The sequence below is a fragment of the bacterium genome (assembly GCA_021372775.1).
Classification (GTDB): domain Bacteria; phylum Acidobacteriota; class Polarisedimenticolia; order J045; family J045; genus JAJFTU01.
Genome location: JAJFTU010000458.1, coordinates 1 through 22,791, shown reverse-complemented (window position 1 = coordinate 22,791; position 22,791 = coordinate 1). Strand labels below are relative to the sequence as shown.

The window sequence follows — 22,791 nt, the reverse complement described above, 5'->3', positions numbered from 1 at the left end:
CGGCCGCAGTCGTGCAGCAGCCCGGCCGCGAACGCCTCCTCGCCCCAGCCGAAGCCGAACTCGACGGCGAGGCTCCGCGCGGCGAGGGCCGAGGAAATCGAGTGCTCCCAGACCCGGTCGCGCGCGTCGGCGGCGCTCGGCGGCACGAGGTCGCGCAGGCCGGCGGTCAACGTGGCGAGGATCAGGGTGCGCAGCCGCGCGAAGCCGATCATCACGACGGCGCGGGGAATCGACGCCACCGGCTGCGGCAGGGCGAAGAAGGCGGAGTTGACGAGCCGCAGCACCGCCGCGGCCAGCGAAGGATCGGTCTCGATGATCTTCCCGAGGCGCTCGGCGGGCGCGTCGGGATCGTCGAGCAGTTCGAGCGCGCGCGCCGCGGCGCGCGGCATCGGCGGCAGGGCGCCGACCTTGCGGACGACGTCGAGCAGGTCGAGGGCGACGGCGCTCAAGGCTCGACTCCCTTCCCTCCCTGCGCGCCGCGCAAGGTCGCGGCCAAAGCGGCGAGGGCGCCGTCGTCCGGCTGCGCGGCTTCCTGGTTGGCCGCCGCGACCACGCGGTGCAGCTCCTCGCGGACCACGGAGACGTCGGCCGGCGCCTCGACTCCCAGCCGCACCTGCTGGCCGCGGATCTCGAGGAGGCGCACGACGACGTCGTTGCCGATGATCAACGACTGTCCGATCTTCCGGCTCAGCACCAGCATCGGGACCTCCCTGTCCCCGCCGTCACGCGCCCGCCGCGAACAGCGGACGGCGAAGCGGCCAATGGCTCTCTTCGAGGATGATCTGGGCGCCGACCATCTTCACGGCGTTGACGACGATCGGGGCGCGGAGGTTGGCGGTCGGCCCCTCGGGCCGGAGCGTCACGACGACGAGGAGGATCTTGTCGTCGGCGGGGCCGAGCCCGACCCGGGCCAGCTCGTGCCGCGTGAAGTTCGGCCGATAGTCGTCGGCGAAGGCGCGCGGATCGACGACGAGGAGCCGCGGCTGGTCCTGGTCCGCGGCCTGCAGCCAGAAGAACGGCCGCGCCTCCGGGTTCTCGAGCAGCTGGAAGGCGCGCACCTGTTCGAAGCCGGGCACGCCCTCCGGGAAGCGGACGACGGTCGTCGCCGCCGCCTCGGGACCGGGCGAGGTGCGGGGAGCCTGTTCGGCGGATCCAGTCACGGCGATCATCCTATCAGAGCCTAGGAGAGATAGTCGAAGAACGTCGAGCCGTAGAGGCGGGCGCCGGCGGCCAGCGTCGCCTCGTGCCCCTGAGTGTACTTCGCCACGTCGGACACCGTCTGCGCCATGTCCGCCGATCCGATGTCGTTGGCGCGGCTCTTCACCTCGAGCATCCGGTCGTCGATGCGGGCGTCCGCGTCCTCGAGCTGCTTGCGGTAGTTGCCGACCCGGGCCAGCGTGGCGGCGTTCTTCGAGATCGCGGCGCGCAGCGGGTCGAGCAGTCCCTGCACGTCGGCGGCGGTCCCGCTGCGGAGCGCCGTCTCCAGGTCGCCGAGCAGCTTGAGCGGGCCGGACGACGAATTGCCGAAAACCTGGTCGCCGGGAAGGTTGATCGGCGTGGTGCCGTCGTCCACGGGGATCTGGATCTGCGTCTCGTTTCCCTGATAGACGCCGGCGGCGTCGTACGGCGCCGTGTCGGTCAGGGTTCCCGAGAAGATGTAGTGGCCGGCGACCTGCAGGTTGGTCAGTCCGTTCACCTGGGAGCGCAGACCGGCGATCTGCTCCGCCAGCGCGTCTCGTTCGGCCTGCTGCATCGTGGAGGAGGAGCCCTGCAGGCCGTAGGTGAGGGCGCTCTGCAGCGTCGTGCTGAGATTGGTCAGCGCCTGTTCCGTGTTCTGGAGCCACGGCCGGGCCTGCGAGATCCCGTTCTTGCGCAGCGTCAGCTGCTGCGTCTCGTCGGCGAGCTGGAGCAGCTCCTTCGCCGCTTCCGGATCGTCGGAGGCGTACTGCACCCGCTTCCCCGACGACAGCTGGGCCAGCGTCGCGTCGAGATCGCTCTTCGTCTGCTTGAGCGTCCTCAGGTAGACCTGCTGGCTGAACATCTGGCTGACGCGCATCGCCGTTACCTCGCGAGATCGTTCAGGACTTCGTCGATCATCTGATTCGACATTTGCAAGAACCTTGCCGACGCCTGGAAGGCCTGCTGCCAGCGGACGAGGTCGGCGGCCTCTTCGTCGAGGCTGACGCCAGAAATCGCCGACCGCTGCTGGTCGAGCGAGTCGACGATCGTCTGGCTCGCCTCGAGCCCGGCCGAGACCGACTTGACGTCGGTGCCGACGCCGGCGATCACGCCCGCCGCGTAGCCGTTGATCGTCTGGTCGCCCAGCGACGCCAGCGTCCGCGTGCGCAGCGCGACGAACGCCAGGGCGTTGGAGTTGTTCCCCGCCTCGCCGGCGGCGCTCGAGGCGGCGACCAGGTTCGGGTCCGCCGAGACCGCGGAGTTGATCCGGATCGCCGCCGCCTCGTGCGCGCCGGGCGGATCGGGCACGAACATCGCGACGCCGGCGTTCCCCGCGTGGTCGAACCCCGCCTTCTGCACGGTGTTGAACTGATTGGCGATCACGCTCGCCAGCGTGTCGAGCTGCGTCCGGTACGACGCGATGTCCGTGTCCCGCGCCTCCAGGTAGCCGCCCAGTTCGCCGCCGCCGAGGGCGCCGGAGATGTCGGTGATCTCGCCGCCGCGGTCGATCGAGACGTGCGTGAAGCCGTCCGCGGTCTTGACCGCCTGCAGTTGGCGCATCGAGACGCCGGCGAGCAGCGGGTCGCCCGTGCTGTCGAGGAAGACGCTCGTCTGGCCGTTGTTCGCCTCGACGATCCGCACCGGGACCTTCTGGGACAGCTCGTCGAGCAGCTTGTCGCGCTGGTCCCGCAGATCGGAGGCCTCGGCGCCCCCCGCCTCCTGGGAGGTGATGTCGAGGTTGATCTGGCGGACCTGGACCAGGATGGCGTTCACGCGGTCCAGCGTGGCCACCACGCGGGAGTCGGCGTTCCGCTGCGCCTCGTCGAACTGCGCGTCGACGCGGTTGAGCGTCGAGGCGAGGTTGTCCGCCTGCGCGACGACGTTGGCGCGGGACGACGGCGAGTCGGGCTGCACGGAGAGCGTTTCGAACGAATCGAAGAACGACGTCAGCGCGGTGGTCAGCCCCGCGCTGTCGGTGCCGCCGAGCACCGGCTCGAGCGCGCTCAGGATCTCCTCGCGGCTCTTGTCGGTCCCCATCCGCCCCAGCTCGCGCCGGGTGGCGAAGTCGAGGAAGGCGTCGCGCTGCCGCTTGACCCCGGTGACGTCCACGCCGGTGCCGATGATGCCGTTCCGCACCTCGACGGTCTGCGTCGGGCCGAGCTGCATGACCCGCCGCGAGTACCCCTCGGTGTTGGCGTTGGCCACGTTGTAGCCGGCGATGTTCATCCCTTGGCGAAACGCGCCCAGGGCCGTCCGGCTGATGGAGATGTAGTCGAAGACGCCCACGGCTCAGCCCTCCGCGGAAAGGCGGGCGCCGGCGGGGCGGCGCGAGGCGCCGCGGCCGTCGGGCCGGTAGGTGGAGGCGAGCAGGCCGCCGACCGCCGCCTGGCGGGCCGCCACCGTGTCGCCGAGACGTTCAAGGACCGCGCCCGAGACGGCCGTCTCGCGCAGCAGGCGGCCCAAGGCGCGGGCGAGCGCGACGCGGGCCTCGGCCACGCGCCGTTCGCCTTCGGGAACGAACGATTCGATCCGCCCCCGCTCCTCCTCGAGCAGCCGGAAGCGGGTGGCGAGGGTCTCGGCGCGCGACGCGGCCTGCGCCAGTTCGGCTTCCGCCGCCCTGGCCAGGGCGCGACGCTGCGTGCCGGAGAGGTCCGACAGCTCGTCGAAGAGCGCCGCTTCGGCCTGCAGAAGATCGGCCAACGCTGCGGCGGTGCGGGCTTGGTCGGGACTCAAGAAACGATCCTCCGCTCGAGGGCGCACAGGTCGCGTCCGCGCCTCGCGGCGCGCGGCCCTGCGGCCGTTCTGGGCGGAGTTACATCAAAACTTCTTCTTGGAGCATTCCGTCGGCGACCCGGGTCCCGTCGATCCGGTACCGTCCGCTGCCGATTTCGTCGCGCAGCTTGTCCACCACGCTCTGCCGCACGTCGGGGCTGTTGGCGATCGCGTCGCGCACGCTCTGCATCTCGCGCGCCCGCGCCGACAACTGGATCTGGTCCTGCCCCCCCGAGACGGCAGTCGAGGAGTCCTGGCGCGTCCGGCTCGACCGTTCGGTCGAGTCGAGTCGGTCGAGGACGCTCCGCAGCCGGGCTGCCGGGTCCGAATTGTTTTGGATCTTCATGTGCCTCGTCCTCCAGGACTCGGGTCCGGCCCGGCCTACCTTTGGGGTCCGGTGCGCCGCCCAGTCCGTGAGACTCCGCCATGCTCATCGGACGCGGCGCGTCGAACTTGAGGATCCGGGGTGAAATCTTTCGCGTTTCCGCCGGCGGCCCCTTGGGCGGCGGCAAGAACCGCGAGGTTTCCCGAAGCCGCCTGCCGCGCCGCGTCGAGCCCCTGCCGGCCGGCCAGTTGGTCGGCCAACTGGTCCGCCAGCCCCAGCGGGGTCTTCTCGGCGAGCGCGCGGGAAAGCAGCATCTCGAACTGGGTCTCCTCGGTTCCTGCGGCCGATCCCTGGCCGAAGAACCCGCCGTTCTCCAACTGGGCCTTGGCCATCGTCTCGAGGGTCTGCTTGATCAGCACTTCCTCGAGCCCGGCCGCCGCCTTGCGGAGTTCCGCTTGGCCCTTGGCGTCCCCGCGGCGGGCCGTCCCCGCCGCCGGGCGCTCAACACCCTTTGCAAGAACCGGGCCGACGCGGTCGAACGAAAGCGAGGGGCCGGCCATCAGATCACCACCAGCTCGGCGTGCAGCGCGCCGGCGGCCCGGATCGCCTCGAAGATCGCGATCATGTCCCGCGGCGTCACGCCCATCTTGTTCAGCGCGTTCACGAGGTCCTCGACGCGCACGCCGTCGGCCGCGGAAAGGGTCTTCCCCGGATCTTCCGTCGCTTCGAGGCTCGTCCGCGGCACGGTCGTCGTCTCGCCGCCCGGCGCGAAGGGGGCCGGCTGCGAGACGATCGGCTGCTCCTTGACGGCGATCGTCAAATTCCCGTGGGTCACCGAGACGCGCGAGATCCGGACGTCGCCGCCGAGGACGATCGTCCCGGTCCGCTCGTTGAGGACCACCCGCGCCGGGGCGTCCGGCTGGACCGGGAGGTCGAGGGCCACGGCGAGGAACTCGACCGGCCGGTCGCGCAGCGTCTCGGGGATCATCACCCGGACGGTGCCGGCGTCGATCGCGTGGGCCGCGTCGCGGTCGAAGGCGCGGATCAGCGCCTTCTCGATCTTCAGCGCGGTGGCGAAGTCCGGGCGGCGCAGCTCGAGGTCGAAGCTGGAGCGGCCGGCGAGGTCGATCCCCGCGGCCCGTTCGACGAGCGCCCCGCCGGGGATCGTCCCGGTCGTGGGATGGTTCTTCTGCGCGGTCGCCGCCGCCCCGCCGAGGCTGAACGAGCCGCCGAGGCTGATCGGTCCCTGCGCGACGGCGAAGACGCGGCCGTCGGGGGCCTTGAGCGGGGTCATCAGCAGCGTGCCGCCGGTGAGCGACTTGGCGTCGCCGACCGAGGCGACGTTGATGTCGATCCGCGTGCCGGGCTGGGAGAAGGCCGGCAGGTTGGCCGTGACCATCACCGCCGCCGCGTTGCGGACGCGGATCTGCGAGGCGGGAACGACGACGCCGAGCCGCTGCAGGGCGTTGGCGAGGCTCTGGATGGTGAACTTGGCCTGCGTGCCGTCGCCGGTTCCGGCGAGGCCGACGACGAGGCCGTAGCCGACGAGCTGGTTCTCGCGCACGCCGCGGACCTGGGCCAGCTCGCGCAGCGGAACCTGCGGGCGCCCGTCCTCGGGATGCGGCGCGATGTAGACCGGGCCGGCCGCGGCCGCGGGCGGCTGCGTGATCTGGACGCTGCTCTGCGGCGCGGGCGGAGCCGCCCCTTGGGTCGCGGCGTCGGGCGCGGTCTGCGGCACGTTCTGGAGGACGACCGTCGGCGCCGGCTGCTGCGGCGGGCGCGCGGCCGGCGCGGCGTTCTGCGGCGCGGCGGCCTGCGCGGCGACCTGCGCGGCGTTCTGCGGCGCGCCCTGCGGCGCTGCCGGACGCGGCGCCTGAGCCGCGGCCTGCGCGGCCGCGATCGGCGCGGCCCACGCGGCGGCGAGCAGCGCGGCGAGGACGGGAACGGCGAAGCGTGCGTTCATCGATCGTCTCCCCGCTCAGAACGGCCAGATCTTGTGCAGCAACTTGGTGAACCAGCCCTGCTTGGTGACGTCGTTGAGGTCCCCCTTGCCGCCGTAGTTGATGACCAAGTCGGAGACGGCGGAGGAAGGAATCGTGTTGTCGGAGGCGACGTCCTCGGGGCGCACGATCCCCGCCAGCGTCAGGTTCTGCCTCTCCTGGTTGACCGCGACCTGCTTGGTCCCGGCGACGAGCAGCAGCCCGTTCTGGCCGACGGCCATCACGCGCACCGCGATCCGCGCGTTCAGCGTGTTCTGGCGCGTCGTCGAGCCCTTGCCGGAGAAGGTCTGCGAATTGGAGACGTCGTAGGCGTTCGCGGGGTCGAAGTCGGAGCCGATCTGCCCGGCGAGTTTTCCGGCGTAGCCGAGCGGCGTCGGCGCCTTGAGCTTCGACGCCGAGGCCTTGTCGATCGCGCTGTCGGCGGTGGTCGAGCCGACCGCGCTCTCGCTGACCTTGATGATCAGCACGTCGCCGACGTGGCGGGCGCGGAAGTCGCCGACCAGTTCCGAGGCGGTCCCTTCGGCGTAGAGCGAGCCCTCGGAAACGTGTCCCGAGGCTTCCGTCGGCGGGAGCTGCGGCAGCGGCCCGGGATAGGCGCCGGGGGCGAGCTTCGGCTGCGACTTGAGCATCGCGCAGCCGGGCGCGGCGAGCGCGAAGGCGACGGCGAGGACGAGGGGGAGACGCTTCATGGACGGTCCTCCGCGCCGCGCGGCGCGACGACGCTTTCCAGCGGGTCCGATCCGAGGAGGGCCACGCGCCCCGGCGCGACGACGCGCGCGCGGACGACGCGGTGGCCGTCGAAGCCGGTGACGGGGATGATCGCGCCGACCTCGCCGCGGCCGCGGGCCACGGTGCTCAGCGACAGCAGCACGCCGCCGCTCTGGACGTCGGCGCGCACCGACTGGCCGGGCTCGACGGCGGACGCGCGGGCGACGGCGCCGGTCGGCACCGGCTGCCCGGCGCGCAGGGCCGCCCTGGCGACGAGTCCTTCGGGGGCGGGAAGGTCGCGCAGCCAGCGGTCGCGCGCCGCGAGTTCCCGCGTCTCGAGCTTGAGGTCGCCGTCGCGCACCGCGGCGCCCTTCTCCACGTCGCGCGTCGCGACGACGACGACGGCGTCCACGACGAACTTGGCCCGCGCGGCGACGACCATCTCCGCGCCGCCGCAGCGGACGACGACGGGGATCGACGATTCGCCGGGACGCAGGCCGCCGCCCGGCTTCCGCGCTTCGTACGCGCACTGGCCCGCGGGGACGAGCGCGCGGTCGGGAACGGCGAAGTCGACGAGGCGCGCCGCGCCGCGCGACGAATCGGGCGGCAGCAACGCGAGCACGGCGTTGCGCGCCGCGGCGGCGTCGATCGGCTGCGCATCGCCGGTCAGCGCGACCGCCGGCGCTCCCTCGAACGTCGTCGCCTCGACGGCCCAGCCGGACTGCGCGAGGCGGCGGCGGACGGCGTCGGCGCCGAGCGTCGCGCCGCGTCCCGGCGCGGGGGCGCGCCCGACCTCGACCGCGCCGGCGCGCTCCGCGTCGGGGCCGGAGAGTTCGGCGACGTCGGCGAGCCGCAGCGGCGCGCCCGCCGGCGCGGAGGCCGAGGGACGCAGGGAGACGACGAGGCTCGGCCAGTCCGCGGCGCGCGCCGCCCCCGCCGCGGCGAGCGCGGCGAGGGAGACCAGGACGGCGCGGACGAGGCGGCGCACGAGGCGGCTCAGCGCACCAGCTGCGCGATCTGCTGCAGCATTTCGTCGGAGGCGCGCACGGCGCGCGAGTTCAGCTCGTAGGCGCGCTGCGCGGTGATCATGTCCACCAGCTCGGTCACGACCTGCACGTTCGAGGTCTCGAGGTACCCCTGCCCGATCGTGCCCAGCCCTTCCGTGCCCGGCGTGCCGAGGACCGGGTCGCCGCTCGACTGCGTCGGCACGAAGAGGTTGTCGCCGAGCGCCTGCAGGCCGGACGGATTGATGAAGTGGGCGATCTCGATGTTCCCGATCTGGCTGATCGTGTCGTCGGCGAGCCGCACCGACACCGTGCCGTCCTTGCCGATGGTGATCGCCTTGGCGTCGGAGGGGATGACGACCGGCGGATCGAGCAGGTAGCCGAGGCTGTTGACGATGTTCCCCGACTCGTTCGTGGTGAACGAGCCGTCGCGCGTGTAGGCCAGCGTCCCGTCGGGACGCGTGACCTTGAAGAAGCCGTCCCCTTCGACGACGAGGTCGAGCGGGTTCTCGGTCGGCTTGAAGTCGCCCTGCGAGAAGATCCGCTTCGTCGCGGCGGTCTTCGTGCCGAGGCCGATCTCGACGCCGACCGGCAGGTTCGTCGAGGCGCTCGAGGCGGTGCCGGGGGCGTTGATCGTCTGGTAGAGCAGGTCCTGGAACTCGGCGCGGCTCCGCTTGAACCCCGTCGTGTTGACGTTGGCGAGGTTGTTGGAGATCACGTCGAGGTTCGTTTGCTGCGCGGCCATGCCGGCGGCGGCGGTCCAGAGGGCGCGTTGCATCGTGGGGCTCCCTTTTCCCCGCGCCTCAGCGCGGCTCTCCGAGCTCGATCGCCTTCTTGGCCACGGTGTTGGCCGTGACGTCGAGCAGCTTCTGGTGCATCTCGTAGTTGCGCTGGACCTGGATCAGCGAAGCCAGTTCGCCGACCACGTTGACGCTCGACTGCTCCACGTACCCTTGGCGGACCTGCGTCCCCTTCATGTCCTGGGCCTTGAGCGGCTCGTCGGCGCGCCAGAGGGTCTCGCCTTCGCGGACGAGGCTCTGCGCGGTCGCCGAGGCGATGCCGAGCCGGCCGATCGCCGCGTCGTCCACCGTCACCGTTCCGTCGGGGGCGACGGAGATCTGTCCATCGGGAAGCGCGATCGGCTTGCCGTTGGCGTCGAGGACGTGCAGCCCGTTGGTCGTGGAGAGCTTCCCGTCGGCGCCGCGCGTGAACGAGCCGTCGCGCGTCAGGCGCTCCCCCTGCGGCGTCTCGACGCGGAACCAGCCGGGGCCGGTGAGGGCGAGGTCGAGCGGGCTCTGCGTCTCGCGCAGCGAGCCTTGCTCCTCGGGACGCCACGAGGAAGCGACCGTCACGCCGCGCGGCGCGGCCGGATTGCCGCCCGGGACGTCGCGGCGCGCCGCGTCGCTGAGGTACGTCTCGAAGAGGGCGCGGTCCGCCTTGAAGCCCGGCGTGTCCGCGTTGGCCAAGTTGTTCGACACGAGCTCGAGCGTGCGCTCGCCCGCGACCATGCCCGACGCCGCCGTGTAGAGCTGGGGGAACATCGCTCGTCCTCGCTTTCGGGGCCGCCCGGCCCTCGCCTCGTTCGATGCAAAATCCGTTCCGAAAACCGCCGTCCGTCCGACGATCGCCGCCGGCCGCGCCGCGCCGCGACCCGGCAAAATTTGCCGGGTCCGGCGGCAGCGCTTGCCGTCAGCGCGCCGCCGCCGGCGCCGCGCGCCGCACGCGCAGCACGACGTCCGGCCAGAGCCGATCCACTTCCACCTCGACCAGCGTCCCTTCGGCGAGCCCCGCCTCGCAGCGCGCGTCCACGCGCATCCCGTCGAGCGACAGGCGCACGCGGCCGTCGGCCATCAACGCCTCGACGCGGGCGCGGTAGACGCCGCCGACCTTGAGCGCGGGAAGCACTGCGGCGCCGCTCAGTTCTCGGCCGATTCGCCGCGGAACCGCGCCAGCCGGCCGCGCAGCGCCGCCTCGGCGGCGAGCTCGCGCCGCTCGGCGCGCTCGATCAGGTCGTCGAGCCCCGCGCTCGGCGCCGGCGCCTCGTTCGGCGCGGCGACCGGACGTCCGGCGCCCGCGGCGGCCGCGGCGCGCTGGAACGCGGCGACCTGCTCGTCGGGACGCGGACGGGCGCGCTCGACGCGCGCCTTGCGCGGCGCGGCGCCGCGCGAGCGCCAGGCCAGCGCGGCGAGCGCGGCGAACATCAGCACGTTGAATGCGAGCTGCATCAGGATCAGCGTGCGGTCCATCGTCGCCTCCTCAGGCGCGTTCGGCGGGCGAGCAAATCTCGCGGACGCGGAACGCGAACCGCCCTTCGACGACGACGAGGTCGCCGAGGGCGTACGGACGGCCCTGCACGTAGAGCGTCACCGTGTCGTCGCCGTCGGGGCCGACCGGCACGGCGTCGCCGACGCGCAGCTCGAGCACGCGTCCCAAGTTCCAGACGAGCCGCCCGAGGCGCACTTCGACCGGAAGTTCCAGTTCGTCGAGGACGGTCTCGGAGACGGGCGCCGCTTGCTCCGTCCCGAAGTCGAGTCCCGCGCCGCCGAATTCGTCGTTCATCGTTTCCTCCGCCGCCGGGCGTTCAGGCGCCGGTGCGCCGTTCGGGGTTGAAGTCGAGCAATTCGAACGCCCGCTGGTCGCCGGCGCGGCGCAGCCCGCCGTGGGCCAGCAGCTGGCCGTTGAACCGCAGTCCGAGCGGCTCGTTCTCGCGCACGTCGAGCTGGATCACGTGCCCGGGGCGCAGCCGCTCGAGGTCGGCGACGGAGAGGCTCGCGCCGTTGATCACCGGCTCGACGACGACCGGCGCGTCTCCGAGCGCCGCGACGAGCTCCGGCGGCACCGCGTCCTCGCGGCGCGTCGGCGACTCGGCGACGAGGCGGTTCGTCAGCACCGGCGTCATCAGGAGCCGGCAGACCGCGTCGCCGACCGGCGTCGTCAGCCGGAACTGCGCCGTGGCGAGCGTGCCGCCGCGGCTGGCGAGGCGGCCGAAGATCGGATCGGAGTCGAGGCCGCCGGTCTTCAGCGGCGAAAGCGGCGTCTCGCGGTCGAGGAAGCGGATCAGCTTGTCGAGCACCCCTTCGAAGAGGCGCGACTCGACCGGCGAGAGCGGCCGCGGACCTTCCTGCGCGTATCCCTCGCCCCCCTGCAGGCGATCGACGAGCGCCAGCGCGAGCTCGGGGTGGATCGAGACGCCGCCGACCGGCTCGCCGTGCTCGTCCACGAGCAGGCCGAGCGGCTCGCCGGGGGCGAGCGTGCCGAGGACCGTCGTCGCCGGCTGCTGCACGAGGCCGGTGAAGACGCCGCGCACCGGGCGCTCGGCGACGAGCAGCAGCGTGATCGAGTCGGCGAAGGTCGAGGCGATCTTCTCGCACGCCGCCTGCACCAGCGCCAGCCGCTCCCCGGCGAGGAGCAGCGGGGCGCGCAGGTCGAACGGCAGCTCGGCGCTCAGCCCTTGCTGTTCCTGCTCGGGCTCGAACGACGCGAGCAGCGCGTCGACCTCTTCCTGGGAAAGTAGCCGGCTCATCGCTCGTTCCCTCCGCTACGCCGCGGTCACTGCTCGTCGGTCTCCGGCGCGCCGAGACGCGCCGCGACCCGCGAGCGGAGCCGCGCGATCGCGCGGGTGTGCAGTTGGCAGGCGCGCGACTCGGTGACGTCGAGCACCGCGCCGATTTCCTTGAGCGTCAGGCCGCGCTCGTAGTAGAGGCTGAGGACCATCTTTTCCCGCTCGGGCAGGCGGCCGATTTCCTCGCCGAGCACGCGGCGCTGCTCCGACTCCTCCATCTGTCCCAGCGGATCCATCCGCGGGTCGGCGGGGTCGCGCCCTTCCTCGTCGGCGCCGGGCAGCGCGCCGAGGCGCACGCCGCGCGCCTGGACGTAGAGGTCCTGCAGCTCGGGAAGCGAGATCTGCAGCTCCTCGGCGACCTCTTCGTCGGTCGCCGTGCGGCGGGACTGCTTCTCCACCGCCGAGATCGCCGACTCGAGCTTGCGCGCCGCGCGCCGCAGCGAGCGGGGCGCCCAGTCGCGCGCCCGCACGCCGTCGAGGATCGCGCCGCGGATCCGCGACTCGGCGTACGTCTTGAAGCGGACGTTGTGCGAAGGATCGAAGCGGTCCACCGCCTCCATCAACCCGAGCAGGCCGTCGCCGACGAGGTCGTCGAAGTCGATCGGCCCGGCGAGGCGTCCGCCGATCCGGTGCGCGAGGTACTTGACCAGCGGCGCGTGGGCCAGCAGCAGGCGCTCGCGCGCCGGCGAACCGGCGGTGCGCGCCTCGGGCGTCCACTCGACGGTCGGATCGACGAGCGGGGTCTCGGAAGCGGCGCCGCGCTTCAGTGCGACAGTTCGGCTGGTGTGCATGCGTTTTCCCATTGTTGCTCGCCCGCTCCGCGCAACCGCCCGCCGGCGAGGGCCGCGAGGTGAAGTGCCAAACGTTCCACGCAGCGGCTGGCCGGGGCCAGCGGCTGGGCCAGCACGACCGCCTTCTGGCGCCGCGCCGCTTCCGCCACCGCCTCGTCCCGCACCACGTACCCGTCGAGTTGGATCCCTTGTCCGAGGAACTGCTGCGCCGCGGCGTCGAGGCGGCGGTGGACCCGCTTCGCCTCGTCCGCGTCCCGCGCGCCGTTGACGACCAGCCCCACCTGCTGCTGGGGGCCGCGCCGCCGCAGCACCTTGAGCGCGGCGTAGGCGTCCACGAGCGCGGTCGGCTCCGGCCACGTCACGAGCAGGAAGCGCTCGGCGAGCAGCCAGAGGCGCGACGACGACTCGGCGATGCCGGCCGCGGTGTCGAAGATCAGCACGTCGCTCGTCTCGCGCAGCGGCTGCAGCCCGCGCACGAACTGGATCAGCTCGTCCATCGAGAGCTGCGTCAGTTCGGGCAGCCCCGAGCCGGCCGGGATCACGCGCACGCCGAGCGGCCCGTCCACCGCCAGGTCCTCGAGCGGCAGCCCCTCGCGGAAGAAGTGCTCGAGGGTGCGCCGCGGCACGAGTCCCAGCAGGACGTCGAGGTTCGCGAGCCCCATGTCGCCGTCCACCACCGTGACCTTCAGGCCGAGCCGGGCGAGGGCGATCGCCAAGTTGGCGACGAGCGTCGTCTTGCCGACGCCGCCCTTCCCCGAGCCGACCGCGACGGTCAGCGCGCGGGACGGCTTCGGCCGCGTCCGTGCGGCCAGATCGTCGGTGCTCATTGAGCCTCCACGCCGACGAGGGTCGGCGGCACGCCCGGCGCCGGAACCGCCCAAGCGGCGAGCCGGCGCGAATCGGCCATCTCGATGTCTTCGGGAACGTTCGGGCCGCCGCAGACGTGGCGGACCGGCAGACCGGCGCGGGTCAGCGCGGTGAGGAGCGCGCCGGGACGCAGCGCCTCGTCGGCGCGGGTCGCGCCGAGCGCGCCGGCGCGGAGCGCGGCGAAGCGCTTCACGGTGTCGGCGAGCGCCTCGGCGTCGCGGTCGGCGGCGAGCAGCAGCTCGATCTCGTCGCGGCGCACGCCGGCGAGAAGCTGGGCGAGCCGCTCCATGCCGGCGAGGTCGCCGCGGGCGACGCCGGGGGTGTCCACGAAGAGCGTTCCCTTCGAGCCGGCGAGGTCGCGCGCCGAGTCGAGGTCGCGGCGGTCGCGCACGAGCTTGAACGGCACGCCGAAGACGCGCGCGTAGGCCTCGATCTGCTCCGCGCCGCCGAGGCGCCGGTCGTCGGCCGAGGCCAGCACGACCTTGCGCCCTTCGATCGTGATCTCGCGCGCGGCGAGCTTGGCGATCGTCGTCGTCTTCCCCACCCCGGGGGAGCCGACGACGACGAGGACCCGCGTGCCCTTGATCGGCGCCGGCTGGCCGGAGGGGATCCAGAGCGCGACGAGGTCCCGCGCGTAGGCGAGCGCGGCGCCGCGGTCGGCGAGCCGCTCGGGGTCGAGGTTGGCGGACGCGGCCGCGGCGATCCGCTCGGCGAGCACGGCGGAGAAGCCGTGGCCGAGCAGGTCGTCGCGCAGGCGCTCGGCGGCCGGGTCGAGGGCGGTCGCCGCCGGCTGGGGAACGTAGGCGGCCGCGGCGGCGTGGGCGCGGGGCGCGGTGATCCGCGCGCCCGGCCGTTCCGCCGCGGCGACGACCTCGACCCCGTCGGAGACGCGGCGCGTCTCGACGATGCACGCCCGTTCGCCGAGTTCGCCGCGCACCAGCGCGAGCGCCTCGGAAGTGGTCTTGGCGCGATACGTCTTGACCAGCATCTCAGGACACCGTCGCCACGGCCCGGAGGGTCACGTCCGGGGGAATTTCGAGCGTTGAAAGCACCGGCGTGTGGGGCAGCTGGTTGCGGAGCAACGTCGCCAGGTACGGCCGCAGCCGCGGATTGACGACGATCGATCCGGTCCCGCCGACGCCGCCCACCGCCGTGCCGAGCCGCGAGACGATCTCGCGCGCCCGGTTCGGGGAAATTCCTTCCGCGCCGCCGTCCGGCCCGTCGGGCACGAACGCGCGGGTCAGTTCCGCCTCGAGGTCGGCGCCGAGCGCGATCGCGTTGAGCTGGCCGCGTTCGTCCTCGAGCGCCGTGCAGATCGTCCGGGCGAGACCGCGGCGCGCGGCCTCGACGAGCAGCTGCGTGTCGCGGGTCGTCGTCGCGGCGTCGGCCAGCGTCTCGACGATCAGCGGCAGGTCGCGGATCGGCACGCCCTCGCGGAGCAGCCCCTGCAGCACGCGCTGCAGCTCGCCGATCGTCAGCCGTTCCGGGATCAGCTCCGACACGGCCTTGGGATGCGTCTTCTGCAGGTGGTCCACCAGCCGCGCCACGTCCTCGCGTCCGAGCAGCTCCGCGGCGTTGCGGTTGATCACTTCCATCAGGTGCGTGGAGAGCACCGACGGCGGGTCCACCACGGTGTAGCCGGAGGCGCGGGCCTCGTCGGCGCGCGACGGATCGATCCAGACCGCGGGGAGGCCGAACGCCGGGTCGCGCGTCTTCTCCCCTTCGAGAGGGCGCACCGCGCCGGCGTCGAGCGCGAGCAGTCGGTTGCGCGCCATCTTGCCGCCGGCGATCTTCACGCCGCGCAGCAGCACCACGTACTGGTTCGGGGAGAGCTGCAGGTTGTCGCGGACGCGCACCGGCGGGAGGACGAACCCCATCTCGCCGGCGATCTGGCGCCGCAGCCCCTTGATCTTGTCGAGGATCCCGCCCGCGCGGTCGGCGCCGACGGCCGGGATCAGGTCGTAGCCGACTTCGACGCAGAGCGGATCGACGCCGAGCAGCGGCTCCACTTCGTCCTCGAGCGACTGCGCCGGCGGCGCGGCGGCGGTGTCCGCGGCGACGGTCGCGGCCTCGGCGGCCTCGGCCTCGCGGGCGGCGGCGACGCGCGCCCCGCCGAAGAGCGCCGCGGCGAGCGCGATGAAGGCGATCTTCGGCATGCCGGGGACGATGGCCAGCGCGAGGAGCGTGCCGGCGGCGATCTTGAGCGGGCGGGCGGAGATCAGCAATTGCCCGAAGACCGCCTCGCCCAGCGGCTGCTGCTGCGCCGCGCGGGTGGTGATGATGCCGCCCGCGACCGCGACGAGCAGCGCGGGGAGCGCGGTGATCAGGCCGTCGCCGATCGTCAGCGTGGTGTAGGTCGTGAGCGCGTCGCCGGGGCTCATCCCCTTCTGCAGCACGCCGATGGCCAGGCCGCCGCAGATGTTGACGAGCACGATGATGATCGCGGCGATCGCGTCCCGCTGGGTGAAGCGGACGGCGCCGTCCATCGCCCCGAAGAACTCGGCCTCGCGCTGGATCTGCGCGCGGCGGGCCAGCGCCTCGCGCTCGGTGATCAGCCCGGCGTTGAGGTCGGCGTCGATCGCCATCTGCTTGCCCGGCATCGCGTCCAAGGTGAAGCGGGCGATCACTTCCGAGATGCGCGTCGAACCGTGGGTGATGACGACGAACTGCACGACCAGCAGGATGATGAAGATCACGATCCCGACGACGAACGAGCCGCCGACGACGAACTGTCCGAACGCCTGGATCACCGACCCCGCCGCCGCGGTCCCCTCCTCGCCGTGGGTCAGGACGGCGCGCGTCGCGGCGATGTTCAGCGCGAGGCGGAAGAGGGTCACGAGGAGCAGCAGCGAGGGGAACGAGTTGAACTGCGTCGGCCCGGGGATGTAGAGCGCGGCGAGGAGGACGACCAGCGCCAGCGTCAGGTCCACGGTGATCAGCAGGTCGAGGATGATCGTCGGCATCGGCACGACGATCAGCGCGATCGTCATCACCACGCCGAGCGGGATGGCGAGGTTGGCGAAGGCCGAGAACTTCGCTTCGTTCGCGGTCGGGGCGGCGGCGGTCACGGGCGGTCCCCTGCGGCGGCGGCGTCGCCGGTCTCGACTTCAGGATGCGGGCGGTACGGTCCCCGCCCGCGGCGGAACACGTAGGCCAGGACCTCGGCGACCGCGCGGTAGAGCGCCTCGGGAACGGCGGCGCCGAGCGGGCAGAGCTTCTCCAGCATGCGGGCGAGCGGCGGGTCTTCGATGATCGGGACGTTGTACTTGCGCGCCTCTTCCTTGATCCGCTGCGCGATGTGGTCGAACCCCTTGGCGACGACGACCGGGGCGGCCATCTTCGTCCGGTCGTACTGCAGCGCCACCGCGACGTGGGTCGGGTTGGTCACCACGACGTTCGCCGTGCGCACCGCGGCCATCATCCGGCGGCGGGCGATCTCGCGCTGCTTGCCGCGGATCCGGCTCTTGATCTCCGGGTTCTCGCTCTCCTTCATCTCGTCCTTGACTTCCTGCTTGGTCATCATCAGCCCGCGCTGCCAGCGGTGGCGGGCGAGGGCGAAGTCGGCCGCGGCGACGACGAGGCCGAGCAGCAGGACGCGGGAGAGGATGCGGCCGACGATCGCCATGCCGCCCTTGAAGATCGCCGCCGGCGAGAGCAGGGCCATCCCGGCCACGTGCCGCCATTCCGGCATGACGATCGCCAGCGCGATCAGCGCGTAGAGGGCGGTGCGGAGGATCGCCTTGAACGCCGTGAGCAGCTTCTCGACGGAGACGAAGCGGCCGAGCCCGGTCACCGGGTTGAGCCGGTTGAGGTCGAACTTCAGCCAGTTCTTCTTCGGGTGGATCCCCTGCAGGAAGGCGCCGACGAGGGCGAAGAGCAGGAAGCCGGCGAGGAGCGGCGCGGTCAGCTTGGCCCCGGCGAGCATGGTCGAGGAGAAGGCGGTCACCAGCGCCGAGGGGTCGTCCGGCTTGGCCGCCGCGGCGATCCCGCGGCGCACCACGTTCATCAGGCCGTAGAGGAACGCGCCGCCGGCGAAGCCGCTCCAGAGCATGAACGCGGCGAGCGAGAGGGCCTGTCCGACTTCCTGGCTGCGGACGATGTTCCCGTCTTCGTACGCCTTGCGGATCCGCTTCTGGGTCGGTTTCTCGGTGCGGTTGTCCTTGCCGGCCATCGCCCCTCCTCAGCCCCGCGCCGCCAGGGCCTTCAGGAACTGGCCGGCGTCGCGGGAGGCCGCGTCGATCGACTCGGCGACGAGCGGCGCGAAGACGTGGAGCGAGAAGGCGAGGGCGATCAGGCCGACGCCGAGGCGGACCGGGGCGCCGACCACCAGGATGTTCATCTGCGGCACGGCGCGCGCGATCAGCATCAGGCAGACGTCGACGAGGATGCCGGCGACGATGATCGGCGCCGCGAGGCGCAGCCCGATCGAGAAGACCTGGCCCGTCATCGTCACGAGGCTCGGGAGCCACGGTCCGGAGAACTTCGCCGCGCCGGCGGGAACGATCTCGTAGGAGCGGGCGAGCGCGTAGAGCGCCTGCCGGTGCCCGCCCATGGCGAGGAAGATCAGCGAGCCGAAGACCTGGTAGAAGATGCCGATGTTGGCCACCTGGGACTGGCCGTACGGATCGAGCATCGAGGCCATCGCCAGGCCGGTCGGGTAGCCGGCGGTCGAGCCGGCGAAGAGCAGCGCCTCGAAGGCGAGGCGGCTGACGAAGCCGAGCGCGAAGCCGACGAAGAACTCGCTGGCGCAGAGCCAGTAGACGCTCGCGCCGACGGCGGGCGCCGGCACGACCGGGGCGAGCAGGACGACGATCAGCAGCGCGAGCGCGCCGCGGAGCTGCGGCGGGACGCCTTCGGCGCCGACGACCGGGGCGACGAAAACGAAGCCGACGGCGCGCATCGTCAACGCGACGCCCGACAGCACGTTCGCCCACGGAAGCTGGAACACCGCCGCGTCCATCGCCCGCCGCCCTTCAGGGAGTGATCTGCTGGATCAGCTGGAAGATCTGCCGCGTGTAGGCGACGAGCTGCCGCAGCATCCAGGGGAGCGCGACGAGCAGCGCGAGGCCGCAGGCGAGAATCTTCGGGATGAAGGTCACGGTCACGTCCTGGATCGACGTCGCCACCTGCACCACGCTCACGAGGAGGCCGATCACGGCCCCGGCGAGGAGGATCGGCGCGCCGACGAGCAGGGCGACGCGCAGCGTCTCCCGCCCCAGCGTGACCACCGTCATTTCGTCCACGAACCCCTCCCTCTCAGCGGAAGCCGGCGACGAGCGAGCCCGCGAGCAGGCCCCACCCGTCCACCAGCACGAAGAGCAGCAACTTGAACGGCAACGAGACCATCTGCGGCGGGAGCATCATCATGCCCATCGACAGCAGCACCGCCGAGACGACCAAGTCCACGACGAGGAACGGCAGGAAGAGCAGGAAGCCGATCTCGAAGCCGACCCGCAGCTCGGAGATCACGAAGGCCGGGACGACGACGCGCAGCGGCAGTTCCTGGGCCGTGTGCGGGCGCGGCATCTTGGCCATCTTCACGAACAGCGCGACGTCCGCCTCGCGGACGTTCTTCAACATGAACGCCTTGAGCGGCTCGGACGCCGCCTGCGCCCCCTGCGTGATGTCCATCTGCCCCTGCTCGTAGGGGATCCACGCTTCCTTGTAGATCCGGTCCACCGTCGGCGACATGACGAAGAACGTGAGGAAGAGGGCGAGGCCGACGACGACCTGGTTCGGCGGCATCTGCGGCGTGCCGAGCGCCTGCCGCAGGAAGTGCAGCGCGAGGATGATCCGCACGAAGCAGGTCATCAGGAGCATGATCGAGGGGGCCACGGCGAGGATCGTCATCAGCAGGACGATCCGCATCGCCGACGAGCCGCCGGGGCCCGAAGGGTCGGCCAGCTTCAGCTCGAGGGTCGTCCCGGGCGCCGCCGGCGCGGCCTTGGCCGGCGCGGCGAACGCGGCGGTCCCGGCCGCGAGGGCCAGGAGCAGCAGGACGACGACGAGGCGCCGCAGCGTCACCGGCGTCCCCCCGCGACGAGCCGCCGGGCGAGCCGGGCGGCGAAGGTGTTCGGGACCGGCGGCGCGGCGGGCGCGAACCCGGCGGCGTCGGCCTCTTCGGCCTCGTCTTCGCCTCCGGCCTCGGCCGTTTCGCTGGCCGCGGCCGGCCCGAGGGGCGTCAGGAGATTGACGGACTTCTCCGCGACCCCGATCAGGAGCCGCCGGCCGTCCGCCTCGACGAGAAGCAACTGGGACCCGCGGGCGACCGCGATCCGATCGACGATCCGCAGCGCCCGGTTGGCCCCGGTGACCATGCCGCTGCGCCGGGCGAGTCGGGCCAGGAGGTAGGCCAGCACGACGACGAAGGCCAGCGCGCCGAGGACGCGCAGCCCGTCGAGGAGTCCGGGGCCGGCGCCGGCGTCAGTCATCGTCCCGCCCCAGACGCGTCAGGCGGAGCGCCAGATGTCCTTGAATGTCAACGACTTCGCCAGTCGCCAGCACGACGTCGTCCACCGTCAGCCGCGACGGCTCGCCGACCATCGTGTCCAGCCGGAGGACCGTGCCGGCGGTCAGCGTCCGCAGCGAGCCGATCGTGGCGCGCCCCGCGGCGAGACGCGCGGCGAGCGTCAGCGGCAGGCCATGGGCCAGCACCCGCTCCCACGACGGCGCGCCGCCGCCCGCTCCGCCGTCCGGATTCCCGTTGTTCGGACCAGCCATGCCGAGCCTCCTCGCGGGGCGACTCAAAGCAAGGCTTGTGCCGACCGGGGCAGGCTTCGGCCAAGTCGTTGATTCTAAAGGATCGGCCGCCTCGGACGCCGGGGCGGCGACGGCGGACGCCGCCGGCTGACGGCCAACTGGGCGTCAGCGGATTGACACCGTCCGCGGGGCGGACGGCGCCGGCCCCGCGTCGGCGTGCGCCGGCGCGGGGCCGCTTGCCTAGCTTATCGACCGCGCGGCCTACTGCTTGAGCCGCAGCGCTTCCTGCATCACGGTGTCGGTGGTGGTGATCACGCGGCTGTTCGCCTGGTAGCCGCGCTCCGTGATGATCAGCTGGGTGAACTCGTCGGTGATGTCCACGTTCGACAGTTCCAGCGAGCGGGAGGCGATCTTGCCGCGGCCGCCGGAGTTCGCCGCGCCGAGCGCCGCCGGGCCGGAACCGATCGAGGCCTGGTAGGCGTTGTTGCCCAGCCGCAGCAGCCCTTCCGGGGCGTTGAACGAGGCCACGGCCACCTGCGCCAGGCCGATCGTCTGCCCGTTGGTGAAGACGCCGCTCACGACGCCCGAGGTGTCCACGGCCAGCGACTGCAGGCGGCCCATGCCGTACCCGTCCTGGCCGAGGTTGTTGACCGCCGAGGAGGAGGCGTAGCCGGTCACGACCGTCGGCATGCCGGTCCCGCCGCTGCCGCTGAGGCCGTTGAGGCCGGTCCCCGCGCCGGTGCTGGTCACGGAGAGGCTCTGCCCGGGGCCGAAGGAGCTGCTGGCGATCCCGATCCGGTTGCCGCCGTCGATGAAGGCGTAGGCGCCGGCCGAGCCGCCGAGGGCGGTGTTGATCTTCGAGACGATGTCGGAGGCGGTGTCGCCGGAGGCGAGCGCGACCGTGGTCGCCGTGCCGTTCACGGTGACGGTCAACGATTCGGCCGCGGCGAGGCCGCCGGCGGGAATCGCGCCGGAACCGGTGACCGACGCGCGGGTCGGCACTTCCGCGGCGTTCGGGTCGAACAGCCGCCATTCGACGCTCTGTCCCGCCGCGCCGTTCGCGTAGGACGGGATCGTGATCTCGACGTTCCCGCTGGGGGACGAGAGGCGTCCGTTGCTGTCGAAGCTCACCGTCCCGGAGGCGACCGCCTGGTAGTCCGCGGTGCCCGACGGCCAGCCGCCGGACGGGGGCGCGATGTCGGTGGTCGGGATCCGCGCTTCGTACTTCCACTGGTCGAGGTGGCCGTCGCCGTTCGTGTCCACCGGCGTGAAGAGCATGGTCATGTTGTGCTCGGCGCCGAGCGCGTCGTACACCGTGACGCCGGTCGAGAAGACCTCGGACTCGTTGGTCGAGGTGGTGAGCGGGTTGTCCACCGCCGCGGCCGAGTTGAGGTTCATGTTGACCTGGAAGTAGCTCGACGCCTGCGGCGGCGCGGTCACGCCGGTCGGGATCTGGATGTCGGTCACGTCGCCGGTCGCCACGATGTCGCCGGCCGAATTGCGGCTGGTGTAGCCCTGCACGCGGTAGCCGTTCGGATCGACGAGGTAGCCGTCGGAGTTGAAGGAGAAGTTGCCGGAGCGGCTGTAGACCGGCGCGCCGTCGGACGTCTTGAGCGCGAAGAAGCCGTTCCCCTGGATCGCCATGTCGGTCGTCACGTCGGAGGTCTGCAGCGAGCCCTGGGCGAAGAGCTGCTGGACCGCGCCGAGCTGCACGCCGGAACCGACCTGGTGCGGGACGCCGGCGCCGTTGACCCCGAAGCCGCCCGCCGAGGAGAAGAGCTCGGAGAAGCTGACGCGGCTGGCCTTGAAGCCGACGGTGTCCACGTTGGCGAGGTTGTTGCCGATCACGTTGAGGGCCACGGAATGGGCCTTGAGGCCCGTGAGACCGGTGTAGAACGAGCTGAACGACATTTTCCTATCCTCCGCGCCGAACCTCGGCCGAATCCCGTCGTGGGGGGTCCCGTTATCCTCAGTTGCCCGTCGCGCCGGCGGTCTGCGACGCGAGAATCTCGATCACGTTGGAGAAGCCGACGGTGCGGTCTCCGGAAACGACCTCGATGCCGTTGGCCCCGATGTGAATCCCGTCCACGTGCAGCTCGACGTAGCCGTCCACGACCTTGTCGTTTCCCCTGCCGTCGGACGTCACGACCTTGAACTTGTAGTCGCCCGCGGCGAGCGCGTTGCCGTGGTCGTCCTTGCCGTCCCACTGCACCGTGTTGAGCCCGGCGTGCGCGTCGTTCATGTTGATCGTGCGCAGCGTGTTGCCGTGAGAGTCCTGCACGAGGACGCGCGCCGACGAAGGAGCGCTGTCGAACTGGCAGACGATCTTGTCCGCGCCGGTCGAGTTCAGCCGGACGGCGCCGTCCGTGTTGGCCACGACGTCGCGGCCGATCAGCGTCAGCGACTGGCTGTTGATCAGCTGATCCTGGCCGGAGGAGAGCGAGGTCATCTGCTTGTTCAGGTCGGTGAGCTGCTCGAGGCTGGAGAAGGTCGCGAGCTGGGCGATGAAGTCCTGGTTCTGCACCGGCTCGAGCGGATCCTGGTTCTGCATCTGCTGGACGAGCAGCGTCATGAACTCGTTCTTGCCGAGGTCCTTGCTCGACTTCGCCTTGGACTGGGTGAAGAGCCCGTACTCGTCGGTCGTGCGGTAGGTCGTGGGGTCGAGCGTCGTCGCTGTGCTCATCGTTCCTCCGACGCCGACTCAATAGGCAAGCGGCGTGCCAGCGGAACGGGGCGTTCTGGGGGCTGTTTGGGGGTCCCGCGCGGCGCGGGGCGGCAGAAATTGCCGGGCGGCGGCAGAACCGTTCAGGCGAGGGCGTCGAGGCGGCCGAGAGCGGAGGCCGGCGCGGCGAGGACGCGCGCGGCTTCCGGCGCGGGGTCGTCG

The 22,791-nt window shown here is 72.0% G+C and carries 29 protein-coding genes; all 29 read right to left on the bottom strand.

Annotation, left to right across the window (positions count from 1 at the left end; all coding sequences use genetic code 11):
* Positions 1-449: HDOD domain-containing protein (locus LLG88_15705; GenBank protein MCE5248354.1), on the bottom strand; the 449-nt coding region annotated here is incomplete at its 3' end.
* Positions 446-700 (bottom strand): carbon storage regulator CsrA, encoded by a 255-nt coding sequence (csrA, locus tag LLG88_15700; protein MCE5248353.1) that lies wholly within the window; start codon positions 698-700, stop codon positions 446-448. The genes csrA and LLG88_15705, both read right to left, overlap by 4 nt.
* 22 nt (positions 701-722) lie before the next feature.
* Positions 723-1,160, bottom strand: a complete 438-nt coding sequence (locus LLG88_15695; GenBank protein ID MCE5248352.1) for a flagellar assembly protein FliW — start codon at positions 1,158-1,160, stop codon at positions 723-725.
* Between the two features lie 20 nt (positions 1,161-1,180).
* A complete protein-coding gene (gene flgL, locus LLG88_15690; protein ID MCE5248351.1) occupies positions 1,181-2,056 on the bottom strand; it encodes a flagellar hook-associated protein FlgL in 876 nt (291 codons plus the stop codon).
* Between the two features lie 5 nt (positions 2,057-2,061).
* Positions 2,062-3,465, bottom strand: a complete 1,404-nt coding sequence (gene flgK, locus LLG88_15685; protein MCE5248350.1) for a flagellar hook-associated protein FlgK — start codon at positions 3,463-3,465, stop codon at positions 2,062-2,064.
* A gap of 3 nt (positions 3,466-3,468) precedes the next feature.
* A complete protein-coding gene (locus LLG88_15680; protein ID MCE5248349.1) occupies positions 3,469-3,912 on the bottom strand; it encodes a hypothetical protein in 444 nt (147 codons plus the stop codon).
* A 79-nt stretch (positions 3,913-3,991) separates the two neighbouring features.
* Positions 3,992-4,297 (bottom strand): flagellar biosynthesis anti-sigma factor FlgM, encoded by a 306-nt coding sequence (gene flgM, locus LLG88_15675; protein MCE5248348.1) that lies wholly within the window; start codon positions 4,295-4,297, stop codon positions 3,992-3,994.
* Between the two features lie 35 nt (positions 4,298-4,332).
* Entirely contained in the window at positions 4,333-4,836 is a 504-nt protein-coding gene (locus LLG88_15670; protein ID MCE5248347.1) for a hypothetical protein, read from the bottom strand.
* Positions 4,836-6,239: a flagellar basal body P-ring protein FlgI gene (locus tag LLG88_15665; protein ID MCE5248346.1), complete on the bottom strand. Its 1,404-nt coding sequence runs from the start codon at positions 6,237-6,239 to the stop codon at positions 4,836-4,838. The genes LLG88_15670 and LLG88_15665 overlap by 1 nt, the downstream gene beginning before the upstream one ends.
* A gap of 15 nt (positions 6,240-6,254) precedes the next feature.
* Positions 6,255-6,965: a flagellar basal body L-ring protein FlgH gene (locus LLG88_15660; protein ID MCE5248345.1), complete on the bottom strand. Its 711-nt coding sequence runs from the start codon at positions 6,963-6,965 to the stop codon at positions 6,255-6,257.
* Complete coding sequence (gene flgA / locus LLG88_15655; protein ID MCE5248344.1) at positions 6,962-7,972, bottom strand: flagellar basal body P-ring formation chaperone FlgA; 1,011 nt, start codon at positions 7,970-7,972, stop codon at positions 6,962-6,964. The genes LLG88_15660 and flgA overlap by 4 nt, the downstream gene beginning before the upstream one ends.
* A gap of 8 nt (positions 7,973-7,980) precedes the next feature.
* Positions 7,981-8,766: a flagellar basal-body rod protein FlgG gene (gene flgG / locus LLG88_15650; protein MCE5248343.1), complete on the bottom strand. Its 786-nt coding sequence runs from the start codon at positions 8,764-8,766 to the stop codon at positions 7,981-7,983.
* Between the two features lie 25 nt (positions 8,767-8,791).
* Entirely contained in the window at positions 8,792-9,529 is a 738-nt protein-coding gene (gene flgF / locus LLG88_15645; protein MCE5248342.1) for a flagellar basal-body rod protein FlgF, read from the bottom strand.
* Between the two features lie 148 nt (positions 9,530-9,677).
* On the bottom strand, positions 9,678-9,893 hold the full coding sequence (locus LLG88_15640) for a hypothetical protein (GenBank protein MCE5248341.1): 216 nt from the start codon (positions 9,891-9,893) through the stop codon (positions 9,678-9,680).
* Positions 9,894-9,904: 11 nt separating this feature from the next.
* Complete coding sequence (locus LLG88_15635) at positions 9,905-10,234, bottom strand: hypothetical protein (GenBank protein MCE5248340.1); 330 nt, start codon at positions 10,232-10,234, stop codon at positions 9,905-9,907.
* 10 nt (positions 10,235-10,244) lie between these two features.
* Positions 10,245-10,547, bottom strand: coding sequence for a FliM/FliN family flagellar motor C-terminal domain-containing protein (locus LLG88_15630; protein MCE5248339.1), 303 nt, complete (start codon positions 10,545-10,547; stop codon positions 10,245-10,247).
* A 22-nt stretch (positions 10,548-10,569) separates the two neighbouring features.
* The gene (locus tag LLG88_15625; GenBank protein MCE5248338.1) at positions 10,570-11,511 is read right to left on the bottom strand and encodes a FliM/FliN family flagellar motor switch protein; all 942 of its coding nucleotides are present in this window, start codon (positions 11,509-11,511) and stop codon (positions 10,570-10,572) included.
* 26 nt (positions 11,512-11,537) lie between these two features.
* Positions 11,538-12,341, bottom strand: a complete 804-nt coding sequence (locus tag LLG88_15620) for a FliA/WhiG family RNA polymerase sigma factor (GenBank protein MCE5248337.1) — start codon at positions 12,339-12,341, stop codon at positions 11,538-11,540.
* Positions 12,314-13,168, bottom strand: a complete 855-nt coding sequence (locus LLG88_15615; GenBank protein ID MCE5248336.1) for a P-loop NTPase — start codon at positions 13,166-13,168, stop codon at positions 12,314-12,316. The genes LLG88_15620 and LLG88_15615 overlap by 28 nt, the downstream gene beginning before the upstream one ends.
* A complete protein-coding gene (locus tag LLG88_15610) occupies positions 13,165-14,196 on the bottom strand; it encodes a hypothetical protein (protein ID MCE5248335.1) in 1,032 nt (343 codons plus the stop codon). Before LLG88_15610 ends, LLG88_15615 begins: the two co-directional genes overlap by 4 nt.
* Before the next feature lies 1 nt (position 14,197).
* Positions 14,198-16,276, bottom strand: a complete 2,079-nt coding sequence (gene flhA, locus LLG88_15605; GenBank protein ID MCE5248334.1) for a flagellar biosynthesis protein FlhA — start codon at positions 16,274-16,276, stop codon at positions 14,198-14,200.
* Positions 16,273-17,379: an EscU/YscU/HrcU family type III secretion system export apparatus switch protein gene (locus LLG88_15600; protein MCE5248333.1), complete on the bottom strand. Its 1,107-nt coding sequence runs from the start codon at positions 17,377-17,379 to the stop codon at positions 16,273-16,275. The genes flhA and LLG88_15600 overlap by 4 nt, the downstream gene beginning before the upstream one ends.
* A 9-nt stretch (positions 17,380-17,388) precedes the next feature.
* Positions 17,389-18,168: a flagellar biosynthetic protein FliR gene (locus tag LLG88_15595; protein MCE5248332.1), complete on the bottom strand. Its 780-nt coding sequence runs from the start codon at positions 18,166-18,168 to the stop codon at positions 17,389-17,391.
* Between the two features lie 13 nt (positions 18,169-18,181).
* Positions 18,182-18,442, bottom strand: a complete 261-nt coding sequence (locus tag LLG88_15590; protein ID MCE5248331.1) for a flagellar biosynthetic protein FliQ — start codon at positions 18,440-18,442, stop codon at positions 18,182-18,184.
* A 22-nt stretch (positions 18,443-18,464) separates the two neighbouring features.
* The gene (fliP, locus tag LLG88_15585) at positions 18,465-19,232 is read right to left on the bottom strand and encodes a flagellar type III secretion system pore protein FliP (protein ID MCE5248330.1); all 768 of its coding nucleotides are present in this window, start codon (positions 19,230-19,232) and stop codon (positions 18,465-18,467) included.
* The gene (locus LLG88_15580; protein ID MCE5248329.1) at positions 19,229-19,639 is read right to left on the bottom strand and encodes a flagellar biosynthetic protein FliO; all 411 of its coding nucleotides are present in this window, start codon (positions 19,637-19,639) and stop codon (positions 19,229-19,231) included. Before LLG88_15580 ends, fliP begins: the two co-directional genes overlap by 4 nt.
* A complete protein-coding gene (locus tag LLG88_15575; GenBank protein MCE5248328.1) occupies positions 19,632-19,928 on the bottom strand; it encodes a FliM/FliN family flagellar motor C-terminal domain-containing protein in 297 nt (98 codons plus the stop codon). The genes LLG88_15580 and LLG88_15575 overlap by 8 nt, the downstream gene beginning before the upstream one ends.
* A 240-nt stretch (positions 19,929-20,168) precedes the next feature.
* On the bottom strand, positions 20,169-21,818 hold the full coding sequence (locus LLG88_15570) for a flagellar hook-basal body complex protein (protein MCE5248327.1): 1,650 nt from the start codon (positions 21,816-21,818) through the stop codon (positions 20,169-20,171).
* A 58-nt stretch (positions 21,819-21,876) separates the two neighbouring features.
* Positions 21,877-22,590 (bottom strand): hypothetical protein, encoded by a 714-nt coding sequence (locus LLG88_15565; GenBank protein ID MCE5248326.1) that lies wholly within the window; start codon positions 22,588-22,590, stop codon positions 21,877-21,879.
* Between the last annotated feature and the right edge of the window lie 201 nt (positions 22,591-22,791).

Coding starts and splice junctions, on each gene's coding strand:
- LLG88_15595 (MCE5248332.1), bottom strand. CDS start 18,168: ATGGACGCGGCGGTGTTCCAGCTTCCGTGGGCGAACGTGCTGTCGGGC.
- LLG88_15620 (MCE5248337.1), bottom strand. CDS start 12,341: ATGCACACCAGCCGAACTGTCGCACTGAAGCGCGGCGCCGCTTCCGAG.
- LLG88_15610 (MCE5248335.1), bottom strand. CDS start 14,196: ATGCTGGTCAAGACGTATCGCGCCAAGACCACTTCCGAGGCGCTCGCG.
- flgM (MCE5248348.1), bottom strand. CDS start 4,297: ATGAAGATCCAAAACAATTCGGACCCGGCAGCCCGGCTGCGGAGCGTC.
- LLG88_15590 (MCE5248331.1), bottom strand. CDS start 18,442: ATGACGGTGGTCACGCTGGGGCGGGAGACGCTGCGCGTCGCCCTGCTC.
- LLG88_15600 (MCE5248333.1), bottom strand. CDS start 17,379: ATGGCCGGCAAGGACAACCGCACCGAGAAACCGACCCAGAAGCGGATC.
- flgL (MCE5248351.1), bottom strand. CDS start 2,056: ATGCGCGTCAGCCAGATGTTCAGCCAGCAGGTCTACCTGAGGACGCTC.
- LLG88_15575 (MCE5248328.1), bottom strand. CDS start 19,928: ATGGCTGGTCCGAACAACGGGAATCCGGACGGCGGAGCGGGCGGCGGC.
- csrA (MCE5248353.1), bottom strand. CDS start 700: ATGCTGGTGCTGAGCCGGAAGATCGGACAGTCGTTGATCATCGGCAAC.
- LLG88_15630 (MCE5248339.1), bottom strand. CDS start 10,547: ATGAACGACGAATTCGGCGGCGCGGGACTCGACTTCGGGACGGAGCAA.
- LLG88_15670 (MCE5248347.1), bottom strand. CDS start 4,836: ATGGCCGGCCCCTCGCTTTCGTTCGACCGCGTCGGCCCGGTTCTTGCA.
- LLG88_15580 (MCE5248329.1), bottom strand. CDS start 19,639: ATGACTGACGCCGGCGCCGGCCCCGGACTCCTCGACGGGCTGCGCGTC.
- LLG88_15665 (MCE5248346.1), bottom strand. CDS start 6,239: ATGAACGCACGCTTCGCCGTTCCCGTCCTCGCCGCGCTGCTCGCCGCC.
- LLG88_15635 (MCE5248340.1), bottom strand. CDS start 10,234: ATGGACCGCACGCTGATCCTGATGCAGCTCGCATTCAACGTGCTGATG.
- LLG88_15660 (MCE5248345.1), bottom strand. CDS start 6,965: ATGAAGCGTCTCCCCCTCGTCCTCGCCGTCGCCTTCGCGCTCGCCGCG.
- flgG (MCE5248343.1), bottom strand. CDS start 8,766: ATGCAACGCGCCCTCTGGACCGCCGCCGCCGGCATGGCCGCGCAGCAA.
- flgF (MCE5248342.1), bottom strand. CDS start 9,529: ATGTTCCCCCAGCTCTACACGGCGGCGTCGGGCATGGTCGCGGGCGAG.
- LLG88_15570 (MCE5248327.1), bottom strand. CDS start 21,818: ATGTCGTTCAGCTCGTTCTACACCGGTCTCACGGGCCTCAAGGCCCAT.
- LLG88_15565 (MCE5248326.1), bottom strand. CDS start 22,590: ATGAGCACAGCGACGACGCTCGACCCCACGACCTACCGCACGACCGAC.
- LLG88_15625 (MCE5248338.1), bottom strand. CDS start 11,511: ATGAGCCGGCTACTTTCCCAGGAAGAGGTCGACGCGCTGCTCGCGTCG.
- LLG88_15615 (MCE5248336.1), bottom strand. CDS start 13,168: ATGAGCACCGACGATCTGGCCGCACGGACGCGGCCGAAGCCGTCCCGC.